A 19,772-nucleotide genomic window follows, 5' to 3' on the forward strand; every position below is an offset into this window, starting at 1 on the left:
TAAAAACATCCTTTCAAAAGAGCATGTTATTTTAGTGATTATTCTTGCTTGAAAAATTTTACCTATCTGCACTACTTTAAAAAGTTTACTTTTAAGCTGTGTTTGATAACTTGTTTCCATCTCTCTCTGTCTTTTGTTCCAGTTGTAAAGTTCCCGAAAACATGAGGGGTGGCCTGTTGATATGCAACGGATGATAACAACATGACAACGAGTTCCTCCGGATGCTAGTCTGCAAGAACATCCAATTCGATCCCTTTTACAATAAAAGGATAAGTTTGGTTGTGAAAAGGCTTGGGATTAAAAGTTAATCATATAGGATCGTTTAGCTTCATTTCTATACTTTACCAATATGCTTATGATTATGATGCTAGGATCGAGTTCTTTATCTCAAGGAGTTGCTGCGGAATGTTTATGTAAAGGATATTATGAGGAACATGTAGCGAACGTAAGAATTCACTTGAAAGAACGAAGACGAATGATGGTACAAACTTTAAATAAGTATTGTGCAGACATTGCAACGTGGGATATTCCTAGTGGCGGATTTTTTTATATGGCTAAAGATTGTACCTAACATTCCGATGGAAAAACTATTTTCAAAGGCACTATCAAAAGGTGTTCTTTTAAATCCGGGATGTATTTATGAAGAAGAATCAAATCAGTACATACGTTTATCATATGGATATGCTTCCCCGGAACAAATTACTCACGAGGTTAAATTGCTCAGTGCATTAATCTGTGAGTTAATGGCATGATAAAGATCCTCTTTTACTTATAAGAGGATCTTTTTACGTATCTTATTTACCACAATCTCATTTCCTGCCCCAATAAAATAAGCTCTTCATAAGGATCTCCGTCAATTTTTAATACTTGAGCAAATGCCGGTTCAGTTTTTAAACCTTGCTCTTTTAAGCGAATAACTTCTTTCCTTATATGTGGATGCTGCATTAATAGCATGTGCTCTACAATCATATGTTTATATGCATTTTGGCTACGAACTGGCTTAGATTGACCAAATAATTCAAATTCAAAACCTTCAAATTTAAAACTCACCTTTATCGTTTCAGTATTTTTTATATTTTTCTTTTTTAGCTCGAATCCTTCATATGAACCATATAAGAATCTCATTTCTTGTTCAAAAGCATTATAATTATGTACTTCCATTACAATATCTAAGTCAGAATGAAGAGTATCAATTCTAATAGGGATTGTTCCGCATAGAACTGGACTATATAAAGCTAAATCCTCCATTATGTTTAGTTTATTCATAACTTCGTAAACTTTTTGCTGTTTATCATTCCCAGATTGTAAATATGTGATAGATGTAAACATAGAAGCCTCTCCTTCATTTAACGTAATAATCGTCACACTAAATTTGAGAAAAATTTAAATCAATTCATTTTGTTCTAGGAGTAACTTTATTTCAATATATTAAGCCGAACTAACTATATTTTTCAACTTTTCTCCTATACTGCAATACTATAAAAATAAAAAGGAGAAATTATTATGAGCATTTTCAACATTCTTTTGACCATACACATATTATTTGGAACAATATGTTTAGTCACTGGTATTTTAGCGATGGTTGCTCAAAAAAAGAAAGGAAAGCATACGGAATGGGGCGAAATATACCATGCATCTTATGTTGTAATTACCATTACTGCAATAATATTGTCCATAATAAACTGGGATAAAATCGCATATTTATTTTATGTAGCAATTTTCTCTTATGCATTTGCGATTTATGGTTACCTTGCAAGAAAAAAGCGTTGGAAAAATTGGCTCCATCACCATATTCGAGGTATGTTAGGTTCTTATATAGGTGCCGTAACTGCACTTTTAGTAAACGTCGGAATTCATATTCCCATTATTAATTTACTGCCGCCAATATGGTTTTGGTTTTTACCTACCTTAATTGGTATTCCTCTCGTAGTCAGTGTATCAAAAAAATATAAAAAACAAAGGGGAAATTAATTGTATTTTGGTTACTTTCTAATTTGTTTTGTGAAAATGGTATTATATGTATTGAATGGCACATCTTATTAATATAAGTCTGGAAAAGAAAATAAAAAGAATCCAAGTGTTATTGGATTCTTTTTATTTATGAGTTTTTAAAGATGATATTGAATGTAAACGATCCGGATAATTAGTAAACATCCCATCAACACCCCAAGTAAGTAACTTTTTCATATCTTTTTCATTATCTACTGTAAATGGATGAACTTCTAATCCGAATTTCTGTATTGTTTTTACATAGGCTTCATCAATATATTTGTAATTCATACCAAGACCTATGCAGTATGTTTTATACTTTTCTATTTCTAATCCTGTTAATTGAACTGCTTTTTTATATGATAATAATTGTACTAGCGGTATATTGGCATTTAAATTATGAATCTTTCGCAGACTTTCCTCACTAAATGATTGAATAATAACTTTATTATTTATTTGGTAGTGATTAATAATTTCTAATAGTTTTTCTTCCATTCCAGGATATTCATCTGGTGATTTTGTTTCTATATAATAGTTAGCATTTTGTCCAAACGTTTCAATGATCTCTTCTAGTGTTGGAACTGTAGCATCTTCAAATTCTTTCTTTGCTAAATTTGGATGCTTTTTATTGAAAAAAGAACCTGCATTCAGTTGCTTTATATCTATTAATGAATGTTCTTTTACTAACCCAGTACCATTTGTTGTACGGTTTAATGTTTCATCATGCATAGCTATTAAATGTCCATCTTTTGTCATTTGGAGATCTATTTCTATGTAATCACCCTTTAATTGTTGCCCTAATTTATAAGCTGCTATTGTATGTTCTGGTGCATATGCAGAAGCACCTCTATGCGCGATGTTTTTTATATGATTTGATTGATTAGTAGCTTTTATATAAGTATGCTCATTTACTTGTTGAAAAACAAAGATGCTTATTACTATGAAGAAACAAGCGATTGTAATTAGAGATATTTTTTTCATAACGGTATGTTAACTCCTATATTTAAAACAATTTGACTTGGATGAATATGAATTTTTATATGTAAAGTTATCTATTAGTAACTGTTTATATTTCATTAATTTTTCTCCCTGCATAAAAATTAGTATTCGAATCCTTCTATGTTAAATATAACATAGAATAAAGTTTCCTTTTTCTATAAAAATACTTCTTAAAATCACGCGGTATAGCTTAAAAGAATTAAAAATGATATTACGTTGTCGGAATGAAAAAAGTGGTATATAATAAATATTAACATTACTAGTAATTATTTTAGGTATTCCTAGAATAAAGGAGCGATACATATGAAAATTACTATTTATTTCGGAAGTCATGAAGATCAAGATGTTCGTACTATGGACTGTCATTTAGATGTAGAAGATACAGAAGAGATTGTTTCTGTATCATAATATAAATAATCGGGATGAACCCTATTCCCTACAGCGTTTAAGACACCTTTTATAGGTGTCTTTTTTATTGTTTTTTTTCATCAAAAACCTTTACTTTATAGCGTTTTAATAGTAAAATATAAATATACGAACAAATGTTCTTTTTAATTTTTTTGTACATGAAGGGATGATTTTAACAATGGCTCAAGCAAAGCGCAGAGGAAGAAAAAAGCAAACACCTATTATTTCAAATACAGGCTTTATCGGCTCTGTCTTTATTGATACATTGGAATTACAAAAGAAATCCTATTATTTCGCTCGTAAAAAACTTCAAATTGTTCATCACGTACTAGATGGTCTATCTGGAGCAATGAGTGCATTATTTAAAGAACATAATATCTCCGCATACATGTCATGTGTGTATTTACATAAACAAAAGAAGATCGGCTTTGTTCTTTCAACAAAACCGTTTGAACAAAGTGATGGCGTTGCTTACTTTATAAATTATTTAATCGAAAAGAATTTTTACGGTAACGAAGAAGTGGAATATCAAGAAGTGTTTAATACAGGTTTTATTGGTGTAGCATTCGCGGATTTATCTAGTATAGATCGCTTTAATTTTGAGTTTGAAATGGGTATGTTAACGAAATTAATGAAAGATATGATTATTCCGGTTAAAGAGCTCTTTTTACGCCACAATGTACCGGCTTACATCTCAACTTCTCATTTAGAGGAGCAAAATAAATTAGGTTTCGTTCTGTCTGTAAAGCCATATGATGAACGTGCAGAAGCAGATTTATACTTCGAAACATACTTAAAAGAGCGCGGACTATTTATTGGTGATGAAGAAGATGATATTGATAAAATAGTTATTAGAAAGACAGCTGAATTAAGATAGAAAAGTGTGTAATGATAATAAAGTTATTTAATTTTGATATAAAAACATAAGAGCCTTTCTACAATAAAATGTAGAAAGGTTTTTTAAAGTTGTTTGATTTTCTTCCATTTAAATGTGTTTGTACTCAAAAATCAATAAGAAAGTTGTTTAATTCTTACTAAAGATACTAATGTAGCTTTAAAATAAAGTTTAATCGAAATAATGCCATTAACCTTAATAGACGAACAAAAGAAAAGAGCGTATTTTAAAAAAGAGCGATCAAAACATGCTCTTCTTGTGTTAATTTGAATGATTCTTTTAGAAAAAAGTGTAAGCGTTTTGTACCACTTATTCAACAGAAGCACTCCACTTAACAAGATTGTGTTAACAAGTTTTGTTAAGTGCTTTATTTTTCTATTACTCTTAAAAATTAACTACTGAATATTTTTATTGACCTCTAATTGATTTTGAATTCCTGACCTATCAATTTGAATCCAGTACTCTGAAATTTTCCCATCTTCTATTCTATACACCGCACTTGCCATTTGAATTATTGGGAGTCCTGTAGGTTGATATCCATCGATTTCTCCTAGGTGTGTACCTACTTGTTTCCAACGTACATATACTTTACTTCCTTGTACTAAAAATTCTTGAATTTCTAAAGAAAAATTACCATATACTTCAATCATCTCTCTTACATGTTCAGCATAATCTTTAGGCGTTCTGCAAACTGTTTGTTCTTCTTCAGATACAATTTGATGTGCCAATACTTTTTCTGCCATTAATTGATTTGAATAGTCAGGATTATTCCCTGAACGTACTTCTTCAAAAAATTTTCTAACAATTTGTTCTGGCGTCATTTAAAAACCCCCTTATTAATAAATCCAATACTAATCATATCACAGTTTATTTTAATCTAACTATTAAAGTAAACTGTTCTGTGTGTACAATAAAAAACAAAGCCTCTTCTTTATTAAGATATTTAGGTTTATCTTTTTTAGAAACGTTGCAACTTTATTCAAAACATCGTGACTTTTTTTAAAATCCACAACTACTTATAATAAGGTTCTCCGTTATTAGTGTAAGTCATTTTTAATTACATTAATAATTTATTAGTCCTTATGCTTTTCATACATCTCTATTTTTTTATTTAGTAAATCTTTACCCCAAACTTGCATTGCTTCTAATACAGGTATAAACTTTTTCTCCTGCTCTGTTAAAGAATATTCTACCTTTGGTGGAACAACTTTATAAACTTCTCTGTGTACTAGCTCGTCCTCTTCAAGCTCTCTTAATTGTCTAGTTAAGATTCCTTTTGAGATACCAGGTAACATCCTCAATAATTCATTAAACCTAATAATTTCATTTTTGCTTAAATGCCACAAAATCACGATTTTCCATCTTCCTGCAATTGCATTTTGGGTAACTGTTAATGGACAAATTTCTTGCTGTGTTTCTTCAGAAACCGATTCATCTTGATAACTAAAACGTGCCATAATAAAATCTCCTTTTTCTCTAAGTACTATTTTTATGACTATGTTATTAAATTGTGCCTACTTACATAAATCCTTCTTAAGAAATAGTATAAATGTATACAAAAATCAAAAATAACGCTGTATGTAACGGAGGAGATTGTATGAAAGTTTTAGTAACAGGTGCAAACGGAAATTTAGGTTCTAAAATTGTTGAGTATTTACTTACCAGATTATCAATTGAAGAAATAATTGTTGGTGTACGTGATGACAAGTCTGAAAAAGCACTTAGCTATAAGGAACAAGGCTTAGAAGTACGTGTAACGGATTTTGAAAATCAAGAAACCTTGTTTTCAGCATTCAAAGATGTTGATCGTTTATTCATCATGTCAACATTTGGTGACTTTGATACAGTTATACGTCAGCATACAATTGCAGTAGAAGCTGCCAAAGCAACAGGTGTAAAACAAATTATTTATCCAAGTGTTACAAGAGCAGAAGGAAATGATTTCTTCCTAGCAAGCATGCATAGAGCGCGTGAAATAGCAATTATTGAATCAGGTATTCCTTATGTGATTCTGCGTAACAACTGGTATGTAGAAAATGAACTTGGTACAATTCAAAGCTGTATGGCTGGTGCCCCTTGGGTGACTTCTGCAGGAGAAGGGAAAATCGGTTGGGTATATCGTCCGGATTTAGCTGAAGCAGCAGCGAATGTTTTGGTAGCTGATGATCACAAAAATAGAATTTATGAACTTTCTGGTGAAAATTTAACACAACAGCAATTTGTTGATACATTAAATGAAGTATTAGGCAAAGAAGTTCCTTTATTAGAAGTAGACGATTCTTCTTATGAAGAAATGTTAAAAGGTGCTGGAGTACCTGTAGCCTACCTTCCTATGTTAGTAATGACTCAAAAAGGGATTCGCGAAGGAGGATTAGAATCAACACATACCCATTTAAATTTCTTATTAGAACGTCAGGCTACACCATTAAAGCAAGCATTAACACATTTATTAGTAAATACAAAATAGATAAATCAAATTCCACAGCCGAAATCAAATGATAAATTTTGTATCTTACAAAGTGCCAGTCCACATTAGGAATGGCACTTCTTTATTACTGACTTTACTTCGACCATCTATCACTTTAGTTAAAGAAGGATTTTTAAACAACATTATTATTTTTTAAAGGACTTTATTGCAAAATAAACATCTTTTTTGTTACTTAACAAATTCACTTAGCTACGCAAAACATTATAATCTTTTGAATGAATTTCTAAATTCAACTTATTTGAGTAAGCCTTATTCAAAATAAGAAATACTATCCCTCCTGCAATTGGAAGCGTGTAGGCTGGAATATAATTTAATAATAGACCTGATAATGCCAATGCTATTGGCTGCATCATTTTACCTATACTTAATCCAATACTGAGCACTCTTCCCCTATATTCATCGGGAATCTCTTTTTGCATGAAATAAGTTAAAGGAATATCAATTAGTGCTATCATTAGCCCTAAAAAGAACATAATAATGCAATACATAGTAACGTATACAAAATTATCTACTTCAATACTTTTGAATAAAACTGGAATCCCTGAAATTATCATAAAAATTGCCAACATAAAACTTGATTTTTTCAAAAGATAGGAATAAGAAAAACGATCAGTTATCTTTTTTACTAATATTGCACCAACTATCATTCCTACTGGAAAAGTCCCATGAATCATACCAAATTGCTTCGAACTAAGATTGAGAACTGTGTTTATTATGTATGGTAATGGGACGATTACAGCAAAACCTAAGAAGAAATTAAGTGAAGTTAAAATACTAAACGTATTCTTTAAGCTTTCCTTTTCAATTAAGTAAGAAAACCCCTCCTTTATATCTTTAATAAAATTAATTTCTCTTTTTGAACATTCTACATTTATGTTGTACTCGAACAATTTAAAGTGAATAAACAATATGGATATGCCCGAAAGAATAAATGAAATACCATTTATAATTATAAAAGTTTTTATATCTAATACAGCAAAAACGATGCCACCTAACATAGGACCGAGAATTAAAGATACAGAATCGATAATTTTACTTATAGAGTTAATACTCATTAATCTATCTTTAGAGACGATATTTGGTTTTGCGGCTTCTAACCCTATTCCAAAGAATGTTGTAAATACAGACATAAGAAAGGTAGTAGCATAAATGATGAATAAGTTTAATCCATAATTGCTGCTTAATATATAAACAGCGATGAATAAGCCTCCATTTAGTAGATCCATACAAATAACCAGCTTCTTTTTATCAACCTTATCTGCGATTACGCCAGCAAATGGATTCATAACAATCATTGGAATAGTTCCTAATATGAGCGTAATCGCGAAATTTAATGCTGATCCGGTTATTTGTAAAACATATAACCCTAATGCGAAACTATAAATAGAGCTACCAAATATTGATACTGTTTTCCCAATTACATAGAGACAAATATTTCTTAGTTCTTGATTGCTTTTTTCATTTTGTAAATGTATTCGTAAACTCTCCATAATTTTTTCCTCCCGCTTAACTTTGTATTACGTACAGTGTAAGTTCTCGGGTCAACCCAATATCAATATGCTATTATTAAAAACTTTTAAAAGAAAAATTAAAAAAGATGGGGTTAACCCCATCTTTTTCCGAAAAATGAATATGTATAAATTTCTTCTCCTTGAACAAAGAAATTTTCGTATTTTCCGCCTCGTTCCAAATAATTTGAAGTTCTTTCATCAATGGATTGAAAATGTAGATTTTGGATTTCTTTCGTTACTTTTGAAAGTGTAAAATTCTCTCGAAACCTAGTTATAATTTGGCTGTTTATGCTAAAATTTTTAAATAAAATAAATAAACTTAATAAATAACAATTAGGTTTTAAAAGAGAATTTAATTCGTGAAGTAAAAAATTCTCATGCTCAAAACTATAATTGCTAGTACCAGAATGATCAATTACAATATCAACAGACTGATTCTGAATAGGTATATTCAAAAAATCAGTACAGATAAAAAGAATGTTTCTTTTCGGATTTCTTCTCTCTAATACATCTTTTAAAAATAGTAGTTTATTCAAATCTCGATCAACTGCAACAAATAAGCAATCTTCGGGTAATTCTTCATAAATGTTCCGCAAAAAGAACCCAAGACCCGATCCTATATCAAGTAGTATTTTGTTATTTAAATCTAATTGTATTAGTTTCTTTTTCGCCCATTCTCCTTCTCTATTCATATTTTCCAAATATGCAGTATCAGTTTCATGGATATAATCCGAAATAGAATCTTCAAGTGACGTTCGCTCATATGCTTTAAATAATTTACCAGCTGTTATAATCCCTGAAGTAATAAAGTACTCTTCACCACAATTACAAGTCAAATTCCCCTCTATAATTTGATTGCTATTAATAATTCCATTTTGAAGAATTAGGTTTTCGCTACACTTAGAACATGTAAGCAACTGAAGTACGCCTAAATCTATCCCTATAATAGAATTCGGATTTTCATTTGTTATAGATAAATCATTTAACACTTCCTTTAATTTATCTCTTCTCTCCTCTAAAATTTGTATTTCCTGTTCAACCTTTTCATATTTCAATTTAAATAAAGATTGGTAAAAAGTATCTTTTTCGTAATTCATAGATTTTGCTAAACTTTTATAAAGAAAAAGTTCTTTAATTTCATTCAAACTAAATCCTAGCCATTTGTACTCTAATATAAGCTCTATATCTTTTTGACAATACTCATCAAAAAAATAATGGCCACCCTTCTTTTCGGGGATAATTAGCCCGAGATCCATATAATGTCTAATCGTATCTATACTTAAATTATTTTTTTCTCCAAATTTACCGATTTTCATAATATCACTACCATTTTAATATTTGTTTATAAATACTTCTTTTCTAATAGTAGAAAATCCTTTTATCTATCTATACATAATTATCTTTAGTATGGGGTAGATTCAATTAATAACTTTATATTTGTTATAGAAAAAAATAAAAAACCCGCGAATTATTCACGGGTTTTACTCTTAATAACTAATTGCTATTGTTCCTTCACCTGCATGAACAGCAAATGAAATTGGCAATGGATAAAGTTTGAAATCCATTTGAGGGAATGCTTGTTTAATATCTGAAATCCATTCTTCAGCTCCATCTTTATCGTTAGCATAGAACATATGAAGTACTTTAGGTAATTCTTTTTCAAGCTCACTTTTAATGTATTCTCTACATTTTTGGATTTTACGCACTTTCTTTTCAAGTAGAAGTTCTCCACCTTTTACTTCTAAGATTAAGTTGACACTTAATAAACTTCCAAGTAAAAATTGAACTCCCTTTACTCGACCACTTGCATATAAACCTTTTAAGCTTTTTGGAAATACATAAAAAGGCCTTCTTTTTTCATCTACTAATGTTTTATGTATATCTTGTAAAGTCATACCATCATTGTATAACGTTTTAGCTTTTCTCAAAAGTTCATCCATTGGATAACTTGTCGTTTCACTATCTAATACAGTTAAAGGGAAACCTGCCATATCAGCAGCTAGCTTCATATTTTGATAGGTCCCACTTACTTTTCCGCTAATAGCAACTGCAAAGCCTTCTTCATATTCTTCTTTGCATTTAGTAAATAATTCTACCATTTCCCCTATGTTAGGTTGCGAAGTAGTAACCGTTCTTCCATCATTTAACGCTTCATAAAGACGTTTATGAACTCCTTCTTCACAATCCTTATAAGACACTCCATCAATAATAACTTCAATTGGGATAACAAAGTTATCACCATCTGTTGTAAAACTCGCAGTTGTACTATCAGTAAACCAAGCAACACGCTTCATGTTGTTCCTCCCTTATTCTGTTCCTCTTTTCTGACTTTTCTATATATTTATCTTATGAAAAGAGAATATCCCCTGTAATAGTAACAGGACTTTATTATTTTGGCTATAGTAGATGTATAATAAATGTGAATATTTTTTGTCTATTCGTCAAAAAAAGAAAACCGCAAAATTTTCCGGTTTTCTTTTAACATTACTTAAATGTTTCGTTATCTAAAATAACAACATAATCATTCGTCATTTTCCCAGCTTCTTTCGTGTAACTGACAAGTCGTTGTATATTATCACAGCAAATTTTTGCTCCCCATACGAGTAACGGTACACCAATAAAATCAATATGAAATCTTCTAGAAAACAAACCGCCTAAAGTCATTGGCAATGGAACTGTTGGTGATGTATTAGAAAAAATAATCTTATCATTGTTTTGATAATGTTTTTGCAGAATCTCTCCTAAATGCTTCATCGCAGGTACAACGACCTTTGATGCCCCGCATCCGATTGTATATACGGGATTCCCATATTCATCTTGTCCATGAAAAATAATTTTCCCCATATCTTCTGTTTTCAATTTATTAAAGTACTCCACATTTAAAATTTCTTCTTTCGTTAACTTTCGATCAGTTGGTAATTTATTTAAATGATAAGCTGCAGCTAGCGAGGTTGTATGTGTTCCACCGAAATCTGTGTAAATGAATATCATATTATCATCCTTTATTAGAAATATGCAATGTTTACTAGTATCACCATATAACCATTTATTAAAACAAAGGATGATGTACTTTTTACACTTTATATAATGACTGGATGTTATATACAGCATAAATATAAAATCCAATAATAGCACCAAAAACGTTACAAATTATATCGTCAATTTCATTAATTCGTCTCCATCCACTCATTAATGATTCTATCAATTGTAGTATTTCTATGCTGAATGATGTAACTACTCCTAGAATCATAGTGTTTTTTAATTTATTGTATTTATCCCATATTATTGGTGCTAAAAACCATAAAGGCATTAATAATAAAACATTCCCGCCTACATTTCTTACGATTAGACCAATCATAAATAGGACATCACCATCATAGGCACTTCCTAGTAATTAAAAAACTCCTTCTATTTCTACCATGAATTTTTCGGGTCCTGCCCCTTTATTTGATGGAATAACTAATGTAATTCCTAAGTCCGGGTATACGGCCGAGCGAAAACTCACGCCTGGATCATATCCCATTACATGATATTTAAAAATATTTCCTTGTCTTTTCTCAATCCATATTCCATAGCCGTAAGACTGACTATTATTCACTGAAATATGAGGAGTTAAAAGTAAATTCGTATATTGTTGGCTTAATATTTCATTGTTAAATAGTGCCTCCCAAAATTTTAACATGTCTGGTGCAGTAATATATGCACCTCCATCAGCACCTCCTTTTATTGGTATAGAGTAGGCGTTTGTTCTCCAATTTTGGTTATTTACGTCTTTTATATATCCTAGAGCTGTATGTCTTGGTAATCTATCTAAAGAAAAATAGCCAGAATCATTCATGCCAATCGGATTGAATATGTTTTTTTCTATATACTCCGTAAATTTAAGTCCTGTCTGTTCTTCTATTATTAATCCAAGTATGATAAAACCTGCATTGTTGTAATGAAACTTATTTCCAGGTACAAACATCATATTACTGTTTTGGAATAGTGGTAAAAAGTCTTTTAAGCTCTTTAAAAGATACATAGGTGTTTGTTTCCAAAGATCTTCAAAGTTATCCATGATACTTTCATCAAAATAATCTGGAATACCCGAACTATGCGTTAAAAGTTGATGTACTGTAATATCTTCATTAAAGTTTGGGAATTTAATATGTAGACAATCTTTTAACTTTGTATGAAAAGTAATTACACCTCTTTCAACAAGTTGACAGATACTGATAGCAGTGAATAATTTACATCCTGAGGCAATTCCGAATCTTGTTTGTAGTGTATTGTTTATACATTCACTTCGGTTAGCATATCCAAACGAATTTTCATAGATAATATCATCATCTTTTTTTATTAAGACTACCCCAGAAAAATCTATATTCTGATGTATTCCTTTTACAATTTTTTCTATTTGATCTTTTGTTTTTAGCATAATAACCACCCTTGTTTATTGGTATTGTTCTTTCCCTTATCATTTTTCCATAGATAAGGGAAAGAAACCTCCTATTCCCCCCTAAGTTTCAAATAAAAACCAAGGGAACTATTTCGAATGTATTGATTCAGCGGAATATATCTTAGACTGCGATGGTAATAAAGTAAACACGCACAATATGATAGCAATAAGTAGCATTGCTAAAACTCCTACAATGACTACAAGTTGTATAGAAGTGAATTGAGTTGCAACGCCGAACAGAATCGTTATAAAAATTGTTAAAACAGCTATAACGAGCCCGTATATACTTCCGATTCGTCCCATCATATGAACCGGAACGTTATTTTGATAAAATGTATAAAATCCTGTATTTGCATATGCCATAGAGAAAGATAAAATAAAGAATCCGATAGCAGCTATTAAAAACTCATTTGAAAAAGCATAAATCAAATATCCAATTGCAATGAATAATGATCCTATTCCAATTAGAAATGAGGGTGCTAATTTTTTTGATATAATTGTATTTGTTATGGCTCCTAAAATAAAACCCGCTCCAGCGATACTAACTAAAAAGCCATATTCACTATCTGTTAACAATAAAACTTCTTTCGCAAATGATAATTCAAGTGAATCATTTGCGGTAGCTAATACCATCATCCCTTGGAATAAGAAGTACACACATACGACATACAAAGATTTTTTACTAAAATTTAAAACTATGTTCCAATCTTTTTTTAGTACAGTTAGAGATAACTTATCACTTGATGTATTAGAATCGTATTTTTTATCAAGATTAGGTAAAAGTAATGTAATTAACCCTGATAACAGAAATGCTATAGCATTCATATATATAGCAAACTCTGGTGTACTCGCTATTAACAATACTCCCGCTACTGCTGGACCAATTAATGATGCACCAGCTCCTATTAAACTACGTAGTGAGTTGAAACGTTGTCTTTGCTCTACTGGAATTAATTTCGTCATATATGTCATAGCAGTTGGTTCATAAATCGCACTGGCCATGCTTATAAAAAATACTAAAAGATAGACAATCCAAAGAGATGGAAGCAAAGGTAAGATGGCGATAAATACTGTTCGATATATATCGAGGTGAACCATTAATTTTCGTTTGTTTAAACGATCTATCATACTTCCTGCCCAAGCGTTTGTAAATAAAGTCGCAAATGGTTTAATTACATATAAAGTAGCAACCGCTAAAGCTGAGCCGCCCATATTATAGACAAGTACATTAAGTGCTATTAAGTAAATCCATGCACCTAAATTTGCAATACCAACTCCGGACAATAGCAATAAAGGATATTTCCAATCTTTAAGTAATTTGTTCACTTTAGGCACCCGCTTTCTAAATTGTTTTAAACCAATAAAAAAAACCCACCCCCAAGACTTATAGTCTTAGGGACGAGATTTATCATCGCGGTGCCACCCTAGTTTATTAATATGTCACCATATTAATCTTATCAGGTACTGCATTGTAATTTATGCTTATACCTTAGCTCTATAACGGGAGCTCCCGTCACACCACCCCCTTTAAAAAAGGTTCCGATGTGCTGCTCAGAGGTTTGGTTCAATAAAGAATTTTTACTCCTTTTCAGCTTAATGGAGCTCTCTGTGAAAAATTCATTTTATCTACTCTTCTCATCATCGCATGTAATTTTATCCATATTATCATATAGGTTTTATATTGTAAATAATTAAAAAGAATAATCAGTTTTTTTAAGAAAACGAACATCCATGTAATTTTGTAACTTAATTTAGTATTAATGTAAAAATACGGTGCGTGAAATTGCTTGTAACTCTAACAAAAAGAGCCTATTATGCTATAGACTCTTACAAAATTCTATATTAATTTGTGCTCGCTTCTACTAATGGTTCTAGTGGCGGTTCCAAATCTAGTTTTAAAGTATCACCTTCTTGTATATATTGTCCCTTTTCAATGCTTTGACTCGTTACATACCCTGTACCTGTTGTTTTTAAATCTAATTTCAACAACTTAGAGAAATACATAACATCACGCATTGACCAACCTTTTATGTTAGGCATTTTTACATTATTTCCTACTAGAAATATACGATCTCCTTCACTCATTACCTCGCCAGTTTGTGGATATTGTTTTATTATCTTTCCTTCTCCTAATAATACCGGCTGAAGTTTCTCTTTTTCTGCAATGTTTTTTACAGTATCCATCGTTTGATTTACATAATTTTGTACTTTTATTTCAGATTGCTTTGTTGCATCTGCCATTTGCTTTTCTGTATATGGTTTCACTTTTAAATATTCTAGACTATTTTTCATAACTGGTTTAAAAATTTCAGCAAGAGGCTGAGCACCGTATTCATTCCCCTTTAATTTAGGTTGCTTAATGGCTAAATATACGACTAATTGCGGATCATCAATTGGAGCCATTCCTAAGAATGAAAAAATATAATTATCTTTCCCTTCCATATATCGTCCATTTTCAGGATTCGGAATTTGCGCTGTCCCTGTTTTACCACCAATCGGATAACCATCAATTTTATACATCGTTCCTGTTCCTTTAGATGATGTTATAACACCCTCCATTAAGTTCCTTACCTTATCTGCAGTTTCCTTTTTAATCGGATTCCCTATTTCTTTAGGTTGATTTTCCATAATAACTTGTTTATTTGTTGGATTTACAACCTTATCAACAATATAAGGTTGCATCATTTTCCCGTCATTTGCTATAGCTGTGGCCGCTTGTACTATTTGAATAGGAGTTACAGTTGAGCCTTGGCCGAAAGATGTAGTAACTTGTTGAATTTGAGTATTTAACAATAATGTATTTTTACTTTCTCCAGGCAAATCTATCCCTGTTTTCTGATTGAAACCAAATTTATTCATATATTGCTTGAATTTATTTGGTTTCAATAACTGGTCTTCTAAAATAGAGAAAGCAACGTTCGATGACCGTTCAAACCCTTCATCAAATGTAATTGAGCCCCATCCATAGCCGCCATTATGATCTTTAATCTCTGCTGAACCAACTGCGTATTTTCCTGATTGGAAATATTCTTTCCCGTTATACACACCTTCATTAATTGCAGCAGCTAATGTGAAAACTTTCATTGTAGACCCTGGTTCGAATGCGTTCGCAATTGGATCATTTAAAAAATATTCAATGTCTCCCTTATTAGGATTATAACTAGGCTTACTAGACATTGCTAAAACTTTACCTGTTTTTGGATCTGCAATGATTCCTACTAACATAGAAGGATCATAGTGTTGCTCCGCTTTATTCATCGCGTCTTCTAAAAAACTATTAATTTGTTTATCAAGCGTAAGATATACGTTATTTCCATTTTTAGCAGGTTCTACTTTTCCTATATCATTTGTAAGTGGGATTCCACTTCGAGAGCCTACATATGCGACATTACCATTTGTAGAGCGCAAATATTTATCAAGACTTTGTTCGAGTCCAAACTTACCTTCTGCATTTCCTTTTTCATCTGGTCTAGCAAAACCTAGGATATATGATGCAAAGTCTTCGTTTGGATATACTCTAGCTTTTTCTGTCGTAAATGACACCCCTGGTATTTGTAATTTTTTTATTTGTTCCTTCACTTCTCTAGATAAATTCCGACCAATTTTACCAATTTCAACTTGCGTACGTCCTTCATGAAAATTTTTCATGATCTCCTCTTTATCAACTTCAAGCGCATCTGCTAAACGTTGTGCAGTATCTTCTTTATCCTTTAATTTATCTTTTCCTTTTAAGTTTACAACGATGCGATATGTCGTTGAGTCTTGGACTAATACTTTACCGTTTTGATCATAAATTGTCCCGCGATTTGCTTCAAGAACTCCATTTTTGTTTTGTTGTTCATTCGCAAGATCTTTTACATTAACATTATGCACAACTCCTACTGCTTGAATATAAAATATACGTAAAAGCATAGTAAGAAACAAAACAATAAAAGCAATCATCATATATCGAGCGCCTTTATTCGTTTGAAGTTTATGCATACTTATCTCCTTTCTTTTCCAATGTATTAATGCAAAGATGTGTTACTAAATATGTTGTTTTTGTTTTCGATACTATATGTTTCGAAGTTTTCTTTCTAATTCCTTTAAAACAATACGAAACTAGCTATGCTTACTTTTGTTTTTTTATTATTTTTATTTATTTAAAATACGGTGCGTGAAATTTAAGAATTTTCAAACTAAAAAGAACCTACTGTTGATTTAAAATAAATTCCGAATGAAAATCACTCTAAACTCTTAATTTCACCACATATAAAAAGCCAACGTTTTGAATGAAGTTTAATCAAAACGTTGGCTTTCCTTTATTGTATAGAAAAAGATATGACCACTTTAATTCAACTATAACAATTAAGCCTTCTCTCTCATTTAATTCTTTAACATACGCATTTATGCTCTTCTTTTTCACTATAAAAATTCCCCCTTTAGATACCCATATCCAAAGGGGGAAACTTTTTTATAAAACTACAACTACAAATAGTAGGTTCATAAGATTAAGCTATGTGGTTGTACTTCGCTAAAAAAGGAATTCGCTTTGTTACCAATGCATACATCTTGAAAACGATTTTTGCTATCGGTTCGATTATACGTTTGCTCTGCAGCAACAAGCTACTTGTTGTAAATGTTACGACTGCGGCACCAATTACATCTAGAGGGAAATGAACCCCTACGTACAAGCGTGATATACCAACTAAAACTGCCCATATAAGCGCGATATATTTAAGCTTCTCTCCTCTAAGAATAAATACAAATGCAATCGAAAATACAAGAACAGAATGATCACTTACAAACGATGAATTTGCTGCATGTGGTACTAGTTGATGCACATCATGTGATACAAAAGGACGTGGATGGTAATATACCGCATGTATGAAAACATTTATTAGTAATGCGATAATAACTGCAAGTGTCGTATATAAAACTGTGTATTGTTTTCTTATCGCATTCTCTTTCTTTCCGTTATGAAACCACAAAGTAAACATTAATAGAATTGCTACATAAGCAGCACTATTTGTAATAGCGATCATTAGCGTATCTAATATCTTGGACGATCCAGCAAAATTATTAATCCATTGAAGTACTGTGTAATTCATATTACTCTCTCCTCATTAACTCTTATTGCACTTTAAATAAAGATACAAGTTTTCTTGATTTACACAGTATACAACATAATTATGAAATTAGGTTTAACCTTTGTTTCATTTCATTCTCATTTTACTATTATTCATTTGACAATCGTGTAACTATTTACATGAGTTAAATATGTATAAGGCTGTACAAAGTTTTTAAATTACCGAATTAACAATCTATGCATATATAAAATACATAACATATTCATTTAAATATATTAGTTGTGAAATCATATTTTCATTCCATACGAAGGGCGATATTACCGAACTGTTCCCCTTGCTGCATACGATTTAAAGCTTGAATTGCCTCTTCTAATGGATATACTTTATCAATGATTGGTTTAATTTTATGTTTCTCTATAAACTGAATCATCTCAATAAACTCCTCACGACTTCCCATTGATGTTCCCATAATATCAATTTGATTATAAAACAATGCTCGTAACGGTAATTCAATTTTATCTCCTGAACTTGCACCAAAATTAACGATTCTTCCATTTGGTTTTAATATATCAAAATATTTTAAGAAAGTCGCTGGACCTATACTATCTATAATTAAATCTACTTTTTCTCCATGTAAGCACTCTTCCCAATTACCAGAACTATTAAAAGAAAAGTCTGCTCCATGTATTTCTGCAGTCTTTCTTTTACTCTCTATCCTTGAAGTAACACTCACCTTTGCTCCAATTGCTTTAGCAAATAACATAGCATAAGTAGCTACACCACCGCCAATTCCCGGAATTAGAACATGCTCTTCAGATTTCAATCTACCTTTTGTAAAAAGCGCTCTATATGCAGTTAATGCCGATAAAGATAGAACACCAGATTCTTCCCATGTAAGATATGGTGGCTTTTTTACTACATTTTCAGCTGGTACAATAACATATTCGGCAAACGTACCATCTGCTGGCCCACCTAATACTTCAGGTAACTCTGGTATTTCATGAATATCATTCCACCCAATACTAGGATTTATAATAACCTCTGTATGTAGTGTGATATTTGAAACACCGTCTCCTAATTCAGTAACAATACCTACACCATCTGAACCTAAAATTAAAGGTAATTCCATTTCTTTTCTATTATTCATTATAAATAAATCACGATGATTTAAACCTGCTGCTTTTAATTTCACTTTAACCTCTCCAACGTTAGGAGTTATCTCAGGTGATAATTTATATTCTAAACCTTCTAATCCTTTTTTATGTTGATGTACAATAGCTTTCATTAATAATCCCCCTTAATAATTTTAATGTACTAAAAATATCAAAATAAATAAAATAATCTGATTGTAACAACTGAAAAATAATAAAAATCATTATGATGAAAAAACAAAATCCTCCCTACACTTTTTTGTAGGAAGGACTTTAATTGATACTACTTATACTTTGTTAATACTCTTTTTGGCCAATTCTAATATGTTGCAAATAAACGGTGCTTTTGCATTTGTATATGAAACACGATCAAAAGGATATGTAGCAGCAAGTTTCTCTTTTAATTCTCTATATTCTTTTCGTGCCCATTCATTATTTATGAGAAAATCTCTAAATAAAAGGTTGTTCTTCCATTCTTCGCTATTATAAATATACACATGTAAATGGTGGGTACCAGCTCTCCATTTCCCTTTTCTAAAAAAACGCCAATTAGTTGTTTCTTTTGGAACATATTCATATCCAATTTCTGCAAGGTTTTCAATCCAATTTTCAGTAATTTCTAAATTTGTTACGCCAACCATCATATCAATAAGAGGTTTAGCTCCTAACCCTTCTACCGCTGTGCTTCCTATATGTTCAATAGTGATAATTTCTTCCTTTAGTAACGACGAAATTTTATTTTTTTCATTTAAAAACTCTTTACGCCAATAATGTTGGTACGGTTTAATTATGATTTGTTCAGCCATTTTCTTTCCTCCTTA

Annotated in this window: 18 protein-coding genes, 2 pseudogenes and 1 other annotated feature; of the genes and pseudogenes, 4 read left to right on the plus strand and 16 right to left on the minus strand. The window is 31.1% G+C overall.

Features of this window, described 5'->3' with window-relative positions; translation table 11 throughout:
* Positions 1-370 precede the first annotated feature (370 nt).
* A pseudogene (locus tag QUF93_RS15055) lies at positions 371-752 on the plus strand (aminotransferase class I/II-fold pyridoxal phosphate-dependent enzyme); the annotation flags it as partial.
* Between the two features lie 46 nt (positions 753-798).
* Here the strand turns inward: QUF93_RS15055 and QUF93_RS15060 are convergent.
* Positions 799-1,329, minus strand: coding sequence for a DUF4269 domain-containing protein (locus QUF93_RS15060; RefSeq protein ID WP_289375974.1), 531 nt, complete (start codon positions 1,327-1,329; stop codon positions 799-801).
* 174 nt (positions 1,330-1,503) lie between these two features.
* On the opposite strand from QUF93_RS15060, the gene QUF93_RS15065 reads away from it, so the two are divergent.
* Positions 1,504-1,971 carry a DUF2306 domain-containing protein gene (locus QUF93_RS15065; RefSeq protein ID WP_289359289.1) on the plus strand — a complete coding sequence of 156 codons (468 nt, stop codon included), beginning with the start codon at positions 1,504-1,506 and terminating at the stop codon, positions 1,969-1,971.
* Between the two features lie 123 nt (positions 1,972-2,094).
* Here QUF93_RS15065 and QUF93_RS15070 read toward each other — a convergent pair whose 3' ends face one another.
* Complete coding sequence (locus tag QUF93_RS15070) at positions 2,095-2,970, minus strand: glycerophosphodiester phosphodiesterase (protein WP_289375615.1); 876 nt, start codon at positions 2,968-2,970, stop codon at positions 2,095-2,097.
* A 604-nt stretch (positions 2,971-3,574) separates the two neighbouring features.
* On the opposite strand from QUF93_RS15070, the gene QUF93_RS15075 reads away from it, so the two are divergent.
* The gene (locus QUF93_RS15075; protein WP_289359291.1) at positions 3,575-4,273 is read left to right on the plus strand and encodes a hypothetical protein; all 699 of its coding nucleotides are present in this window, start codon (positions 3,575-3,577) and stop codon (positions 4,271-4,273) included.
* Between the two features lie 413 nt (positions 4,274-4,686).
* Here the strand turns inward: QUF93_RS15075 and QUF93_RS15080 are convergent, their stop codons facing one another.
* Entirely contained in the window at positions 4,687-5,112 is a 426-nt protein-coding gene (locus tag QUF93_RS15080) for an ester cyclase (protein WP_289359292.1), read from the minus strand.
* 252 nt (positions 5,113-5,364) lie between these two features.
* A complete protein-coding gene (locus tag QUF93_RS15085) occupies positions 5,365-5,748 on the minus strand; it encodes a winged helix-turn-helix transcriptional regulator (RefSeq protein ID WP_289375617.1) in 384 nt (127 codons plus the stop codon).
* Positions 5,749-5,888: 140 nt separating this feature from the next.
* On the opposite strand from QUF93_RS15085, the gene QUF93_RS15090 reads away from it, so the two are divergent.
* Positions 5,889-6,758, plus strand: a complete 870-nt coding sequence (locus QUF93_RS15090; RefSeq protein WP_289375618.1) for an NmrA family NAD(P)-binding protein — start codon at positions 5,889-5,891, stop codon at positions 6,756-6,758.
* A gap of 206 nt (positions 6,759-6,964) precedes the next feature.
* Here the strand turns inward: QUF93_RS15090 and QUF93_RS15095 are convergent, their stop codons facing one another.
* The 12 genes and pseudogenes from QUF93_RS15095 to QUF93_RS15150 form a co-directional block, all read right to left on the minus strand.
* Positions 6,965-8,269, minus strand: a complete 1,305-nt coding sequence (locus QUF93_RS15095; RefSeq protein WP_289359294.1) for an MFS transporter — start codon at positions 8,267-8,269, stop codon at positions 6,965-6,967.
* A gap of 113 nt (positions 8,270-8,382) precedes the next feature.
* Entirely contained in the window at positions 8,383-9,606 is a 1,224-nt protein-coding gene (locus QUF93_RS15100; RefSeq protein WP_289375620.1) for a methyltransferase domain-containing protein, read from the minus strand.
* A 171-nt stretch (positions 9,607-9,777) separates the two neighbouring features.
* Positions 9,778-10,584, minus strand: coding sequence for a DegV family protein (locus tag QUF93_RS15105; protein ID WP_002119778.1), 807 nt, complete (start codon positions 10,582-10,584; stop codon positions 9,778-9,780).
* A gap of 190 nt (positions 10,585-10,774) precedes the next feature.
* Complete coding sequence (locus tag QUF93_RS15110) at positions 10,775-11,281, minus strand: DUF3189 family protein (RefSeq protein WP_002119779.1); 507 nt, start codon at positions 11,279-11,281, stop codon at positions 10,775-10,777.
* 82 nt (positions 11,282-11,363) lie between these two features.
* Positions 11,364-11,681, minus strand: a pseudogene (locus tag QUF93_RS15115) (VanZ family protein); the annotation flags it as partial.
* 3 nt (positions 11,682-11,684) lie between these two features.
* Positions 11,685-12,710, minus strand: coding sequence for a serine hydrolase domain-containing protein (locus QUF93_RS15120; protein WP_289375621.1), 1,026 nt, complete (start codon positions 12,708-12,710; stop codon positions 11,685-11,687).
* A gap of 108 nt (positions 12,711-12,818) precedes the next feature.
* Positions 12,819-14,057, minus strand: coding sequence for an MFS transporter (locus QUF93_RS15125; protein ID WP_289375622.1), 1,239 nt, complete (start codon positions 14,055-14,057; stop codon positions 12,819-12,821).
* A gap of 65 nt (positions 14,058-14,122) precedes the next feature.
* Positions 14,123-14,382 (minus strand) — a binding site (T-box leader).
* A 191-nt stretch (positions 14,383-14,573) separates the two neighbouring features.
* Positions 14,574-16,712 carry a penicillin-binding protein gene (locus QUF93_RS15130; RefSeq protein ID WP_289375623.1) on the minus strand — a complete coding sequence of 713 codons (2,139 nt, stop codon included), beginning with the start codon at positions 16,710-16,712 and terminating at the stop codon, positions 14,574-14,576.
* Positions 16,713-17,013: 301 nt separating this feature from the next.
* Positions 17,014-17,136 carry a hypothetical protein gene (locus tag QUF93_RS15135; protein WP_269719803.1) on the minus strand — a complete coding sequence of 41 codons (123 nt, stop codon included), beginning with the start codon at positions 17,134-17,136 and terminating at the stop codon, positions 17,014-17,016.
* An 85-nt stretch (positions 17,137-17,221) separates the two neighbouring features.
* Positions 17,222-17,821 (minus strand): undecaprenyl-diphosphatase, encoded by a 600-nt coding sequence (locus QUF93_RS15140; RefSeq protein ID WP_289359299.1) that lies wholly within the window; start codon positions 17,819-17,821, stop codon positions 17,222-17,224.
* A gap of 274 nt (positions 17,822-18,095) precedes the next feature.
* Positions 18,096-19,085 (minus strand): zinc-binding dehydrogenase, encoded by a 990-nt coding sequence (locus QUF93_RS15145; RefSeq protein ID WP_289375625.1) that lies wholly within the window; start codon positions 19,083-19,085, stop codon positions 18,096-18,098.
* 153 nt (positions 19,086-19,238) lie between these two features.
* Entirely contained in the window at positions 19,239-19,757 is a 519-nt protein-coding gene (locus QUF93_RS15150) for a GrpB family protein (protein ID WP_289359301.1), read from the minus strand.
* Between the last annotated feature and the right edge of the window lie 15 nt (positions 19,758-19,772).

This window comes from Bacillus hominis (assembly GCF_030348325.1).
GTDB classification, from domain to species: domain Bacteria; phylum Bacillota; class Bacilli; order Bacillales; family Bacillaceae_G; genus Bacillus_A; species Bacillus_A hominis.

Coding starts and splice junctions, on each gene's coding strand:
- QUF93_RS15060 (WP_289375974.1), bottom strand. CDS start 1,329: ATGTTTACATCTATCACATATTTACAATCTGGGAATGATAAACAGCAA.
- QUF93_RS15065 (WP_289359289.1), top strand. CDS start 1,504: ATGAGCATTTTCAACATTCTTTTGACCATACACATATTATTTGGAACA.
- QUF93_RS15070 (WP_289375615.1), bottom strand. CDS start 2,970: ATGAAAAAAATATCTCTAATTACAATCGCTTGTTTCTTCATAGTAATA.
- QUF93_RS15075 (WP_289359291.1), top strand. CDS start 3,575: ATGGCTCAAGCAAAGCGCAGAGGAAGAAAAAAGCAAACACCTATTATT.
- QUF93_RS15080 (WP_289359292.1), bottom strand. CDS start 5,112: ATGACGCCAGAACAAATTGTTAGAAAATTTTTTGAAGAAGTACGTTCA.
- QUF93_RS15085 (WP_289375617.1), bottom strand. CDS start 5,748: ATGGCACGTTTTAGTTATCAAGATGAATCGGTTTCTGAAGAAACACAG.
- QUF93_RS15090 (WP_289375618.1), top strand. CDS start 5,889: ATGAAAGTTTTAGTAACAGGTGCAAACGGAAATTTAGGTTCTAAAATT.
- QUF93_RS15095 (WP_289359294.1), bottom strand. CDS start 8,269: ATGGAGAGTTTACGAATACATTTACAAAATGAAAAAAGCAATCAAGAA.
- QUF93_RS15100 (WP_289375620.1), bottom strand. CDS start 9,606: ATGAAAATCGGTAAATTTGGAGAAAAAAATAATTTAAGTATAGATACG.
- QUF93_RS15105 (WP_002119778.1), bottom strand. CDS start 10,584: ATGAAGCGTGTTGCTTGGTTTACTGATAGTACAACTGCGAGTTTTACA.
- QUF93_RS15110 (WP_002119779.1), bottom strand. CDS start 11,281: ATGATATTCATTTACACAGATTTCGGTGGAACACATACAACCTCGCTA.
- QUF93_RS15120 (WP_289375621.1), bottom strand. CDS start 12,710: ATGCTAAAAACAAAAGATCAAATAGAAAAAATTGTAAAAGGAATACAT.
- QUF93_RS15130 (WP_289375623.1), bottom strand. CDS start 16,712: ATGCATAAACTTCAAACGAATAAAGGCGCTCGATATATGATGATTGCT.
- QUF93_RS15140 (WP_289359299.1), bottom strand. CDS start 17,821: ATGAATTACACAGTACTTCAATGGATTAATAATTTTGCTGGATCGTCC.
- QUF93_RS15145 (WP_289375625.1), bottom strand. CDS start 19,085: ATGAAAGCTATTGTACATCAACATAAAAAAGGATTAGAAGGTTTAGAA.
- QUF93_RS15150 (WP_289359301.1), bottom strand. CDS start 19,757: ATGGCTGAACAAATCATAATTAAACCGTACCAACATTATTGGCGTAAA.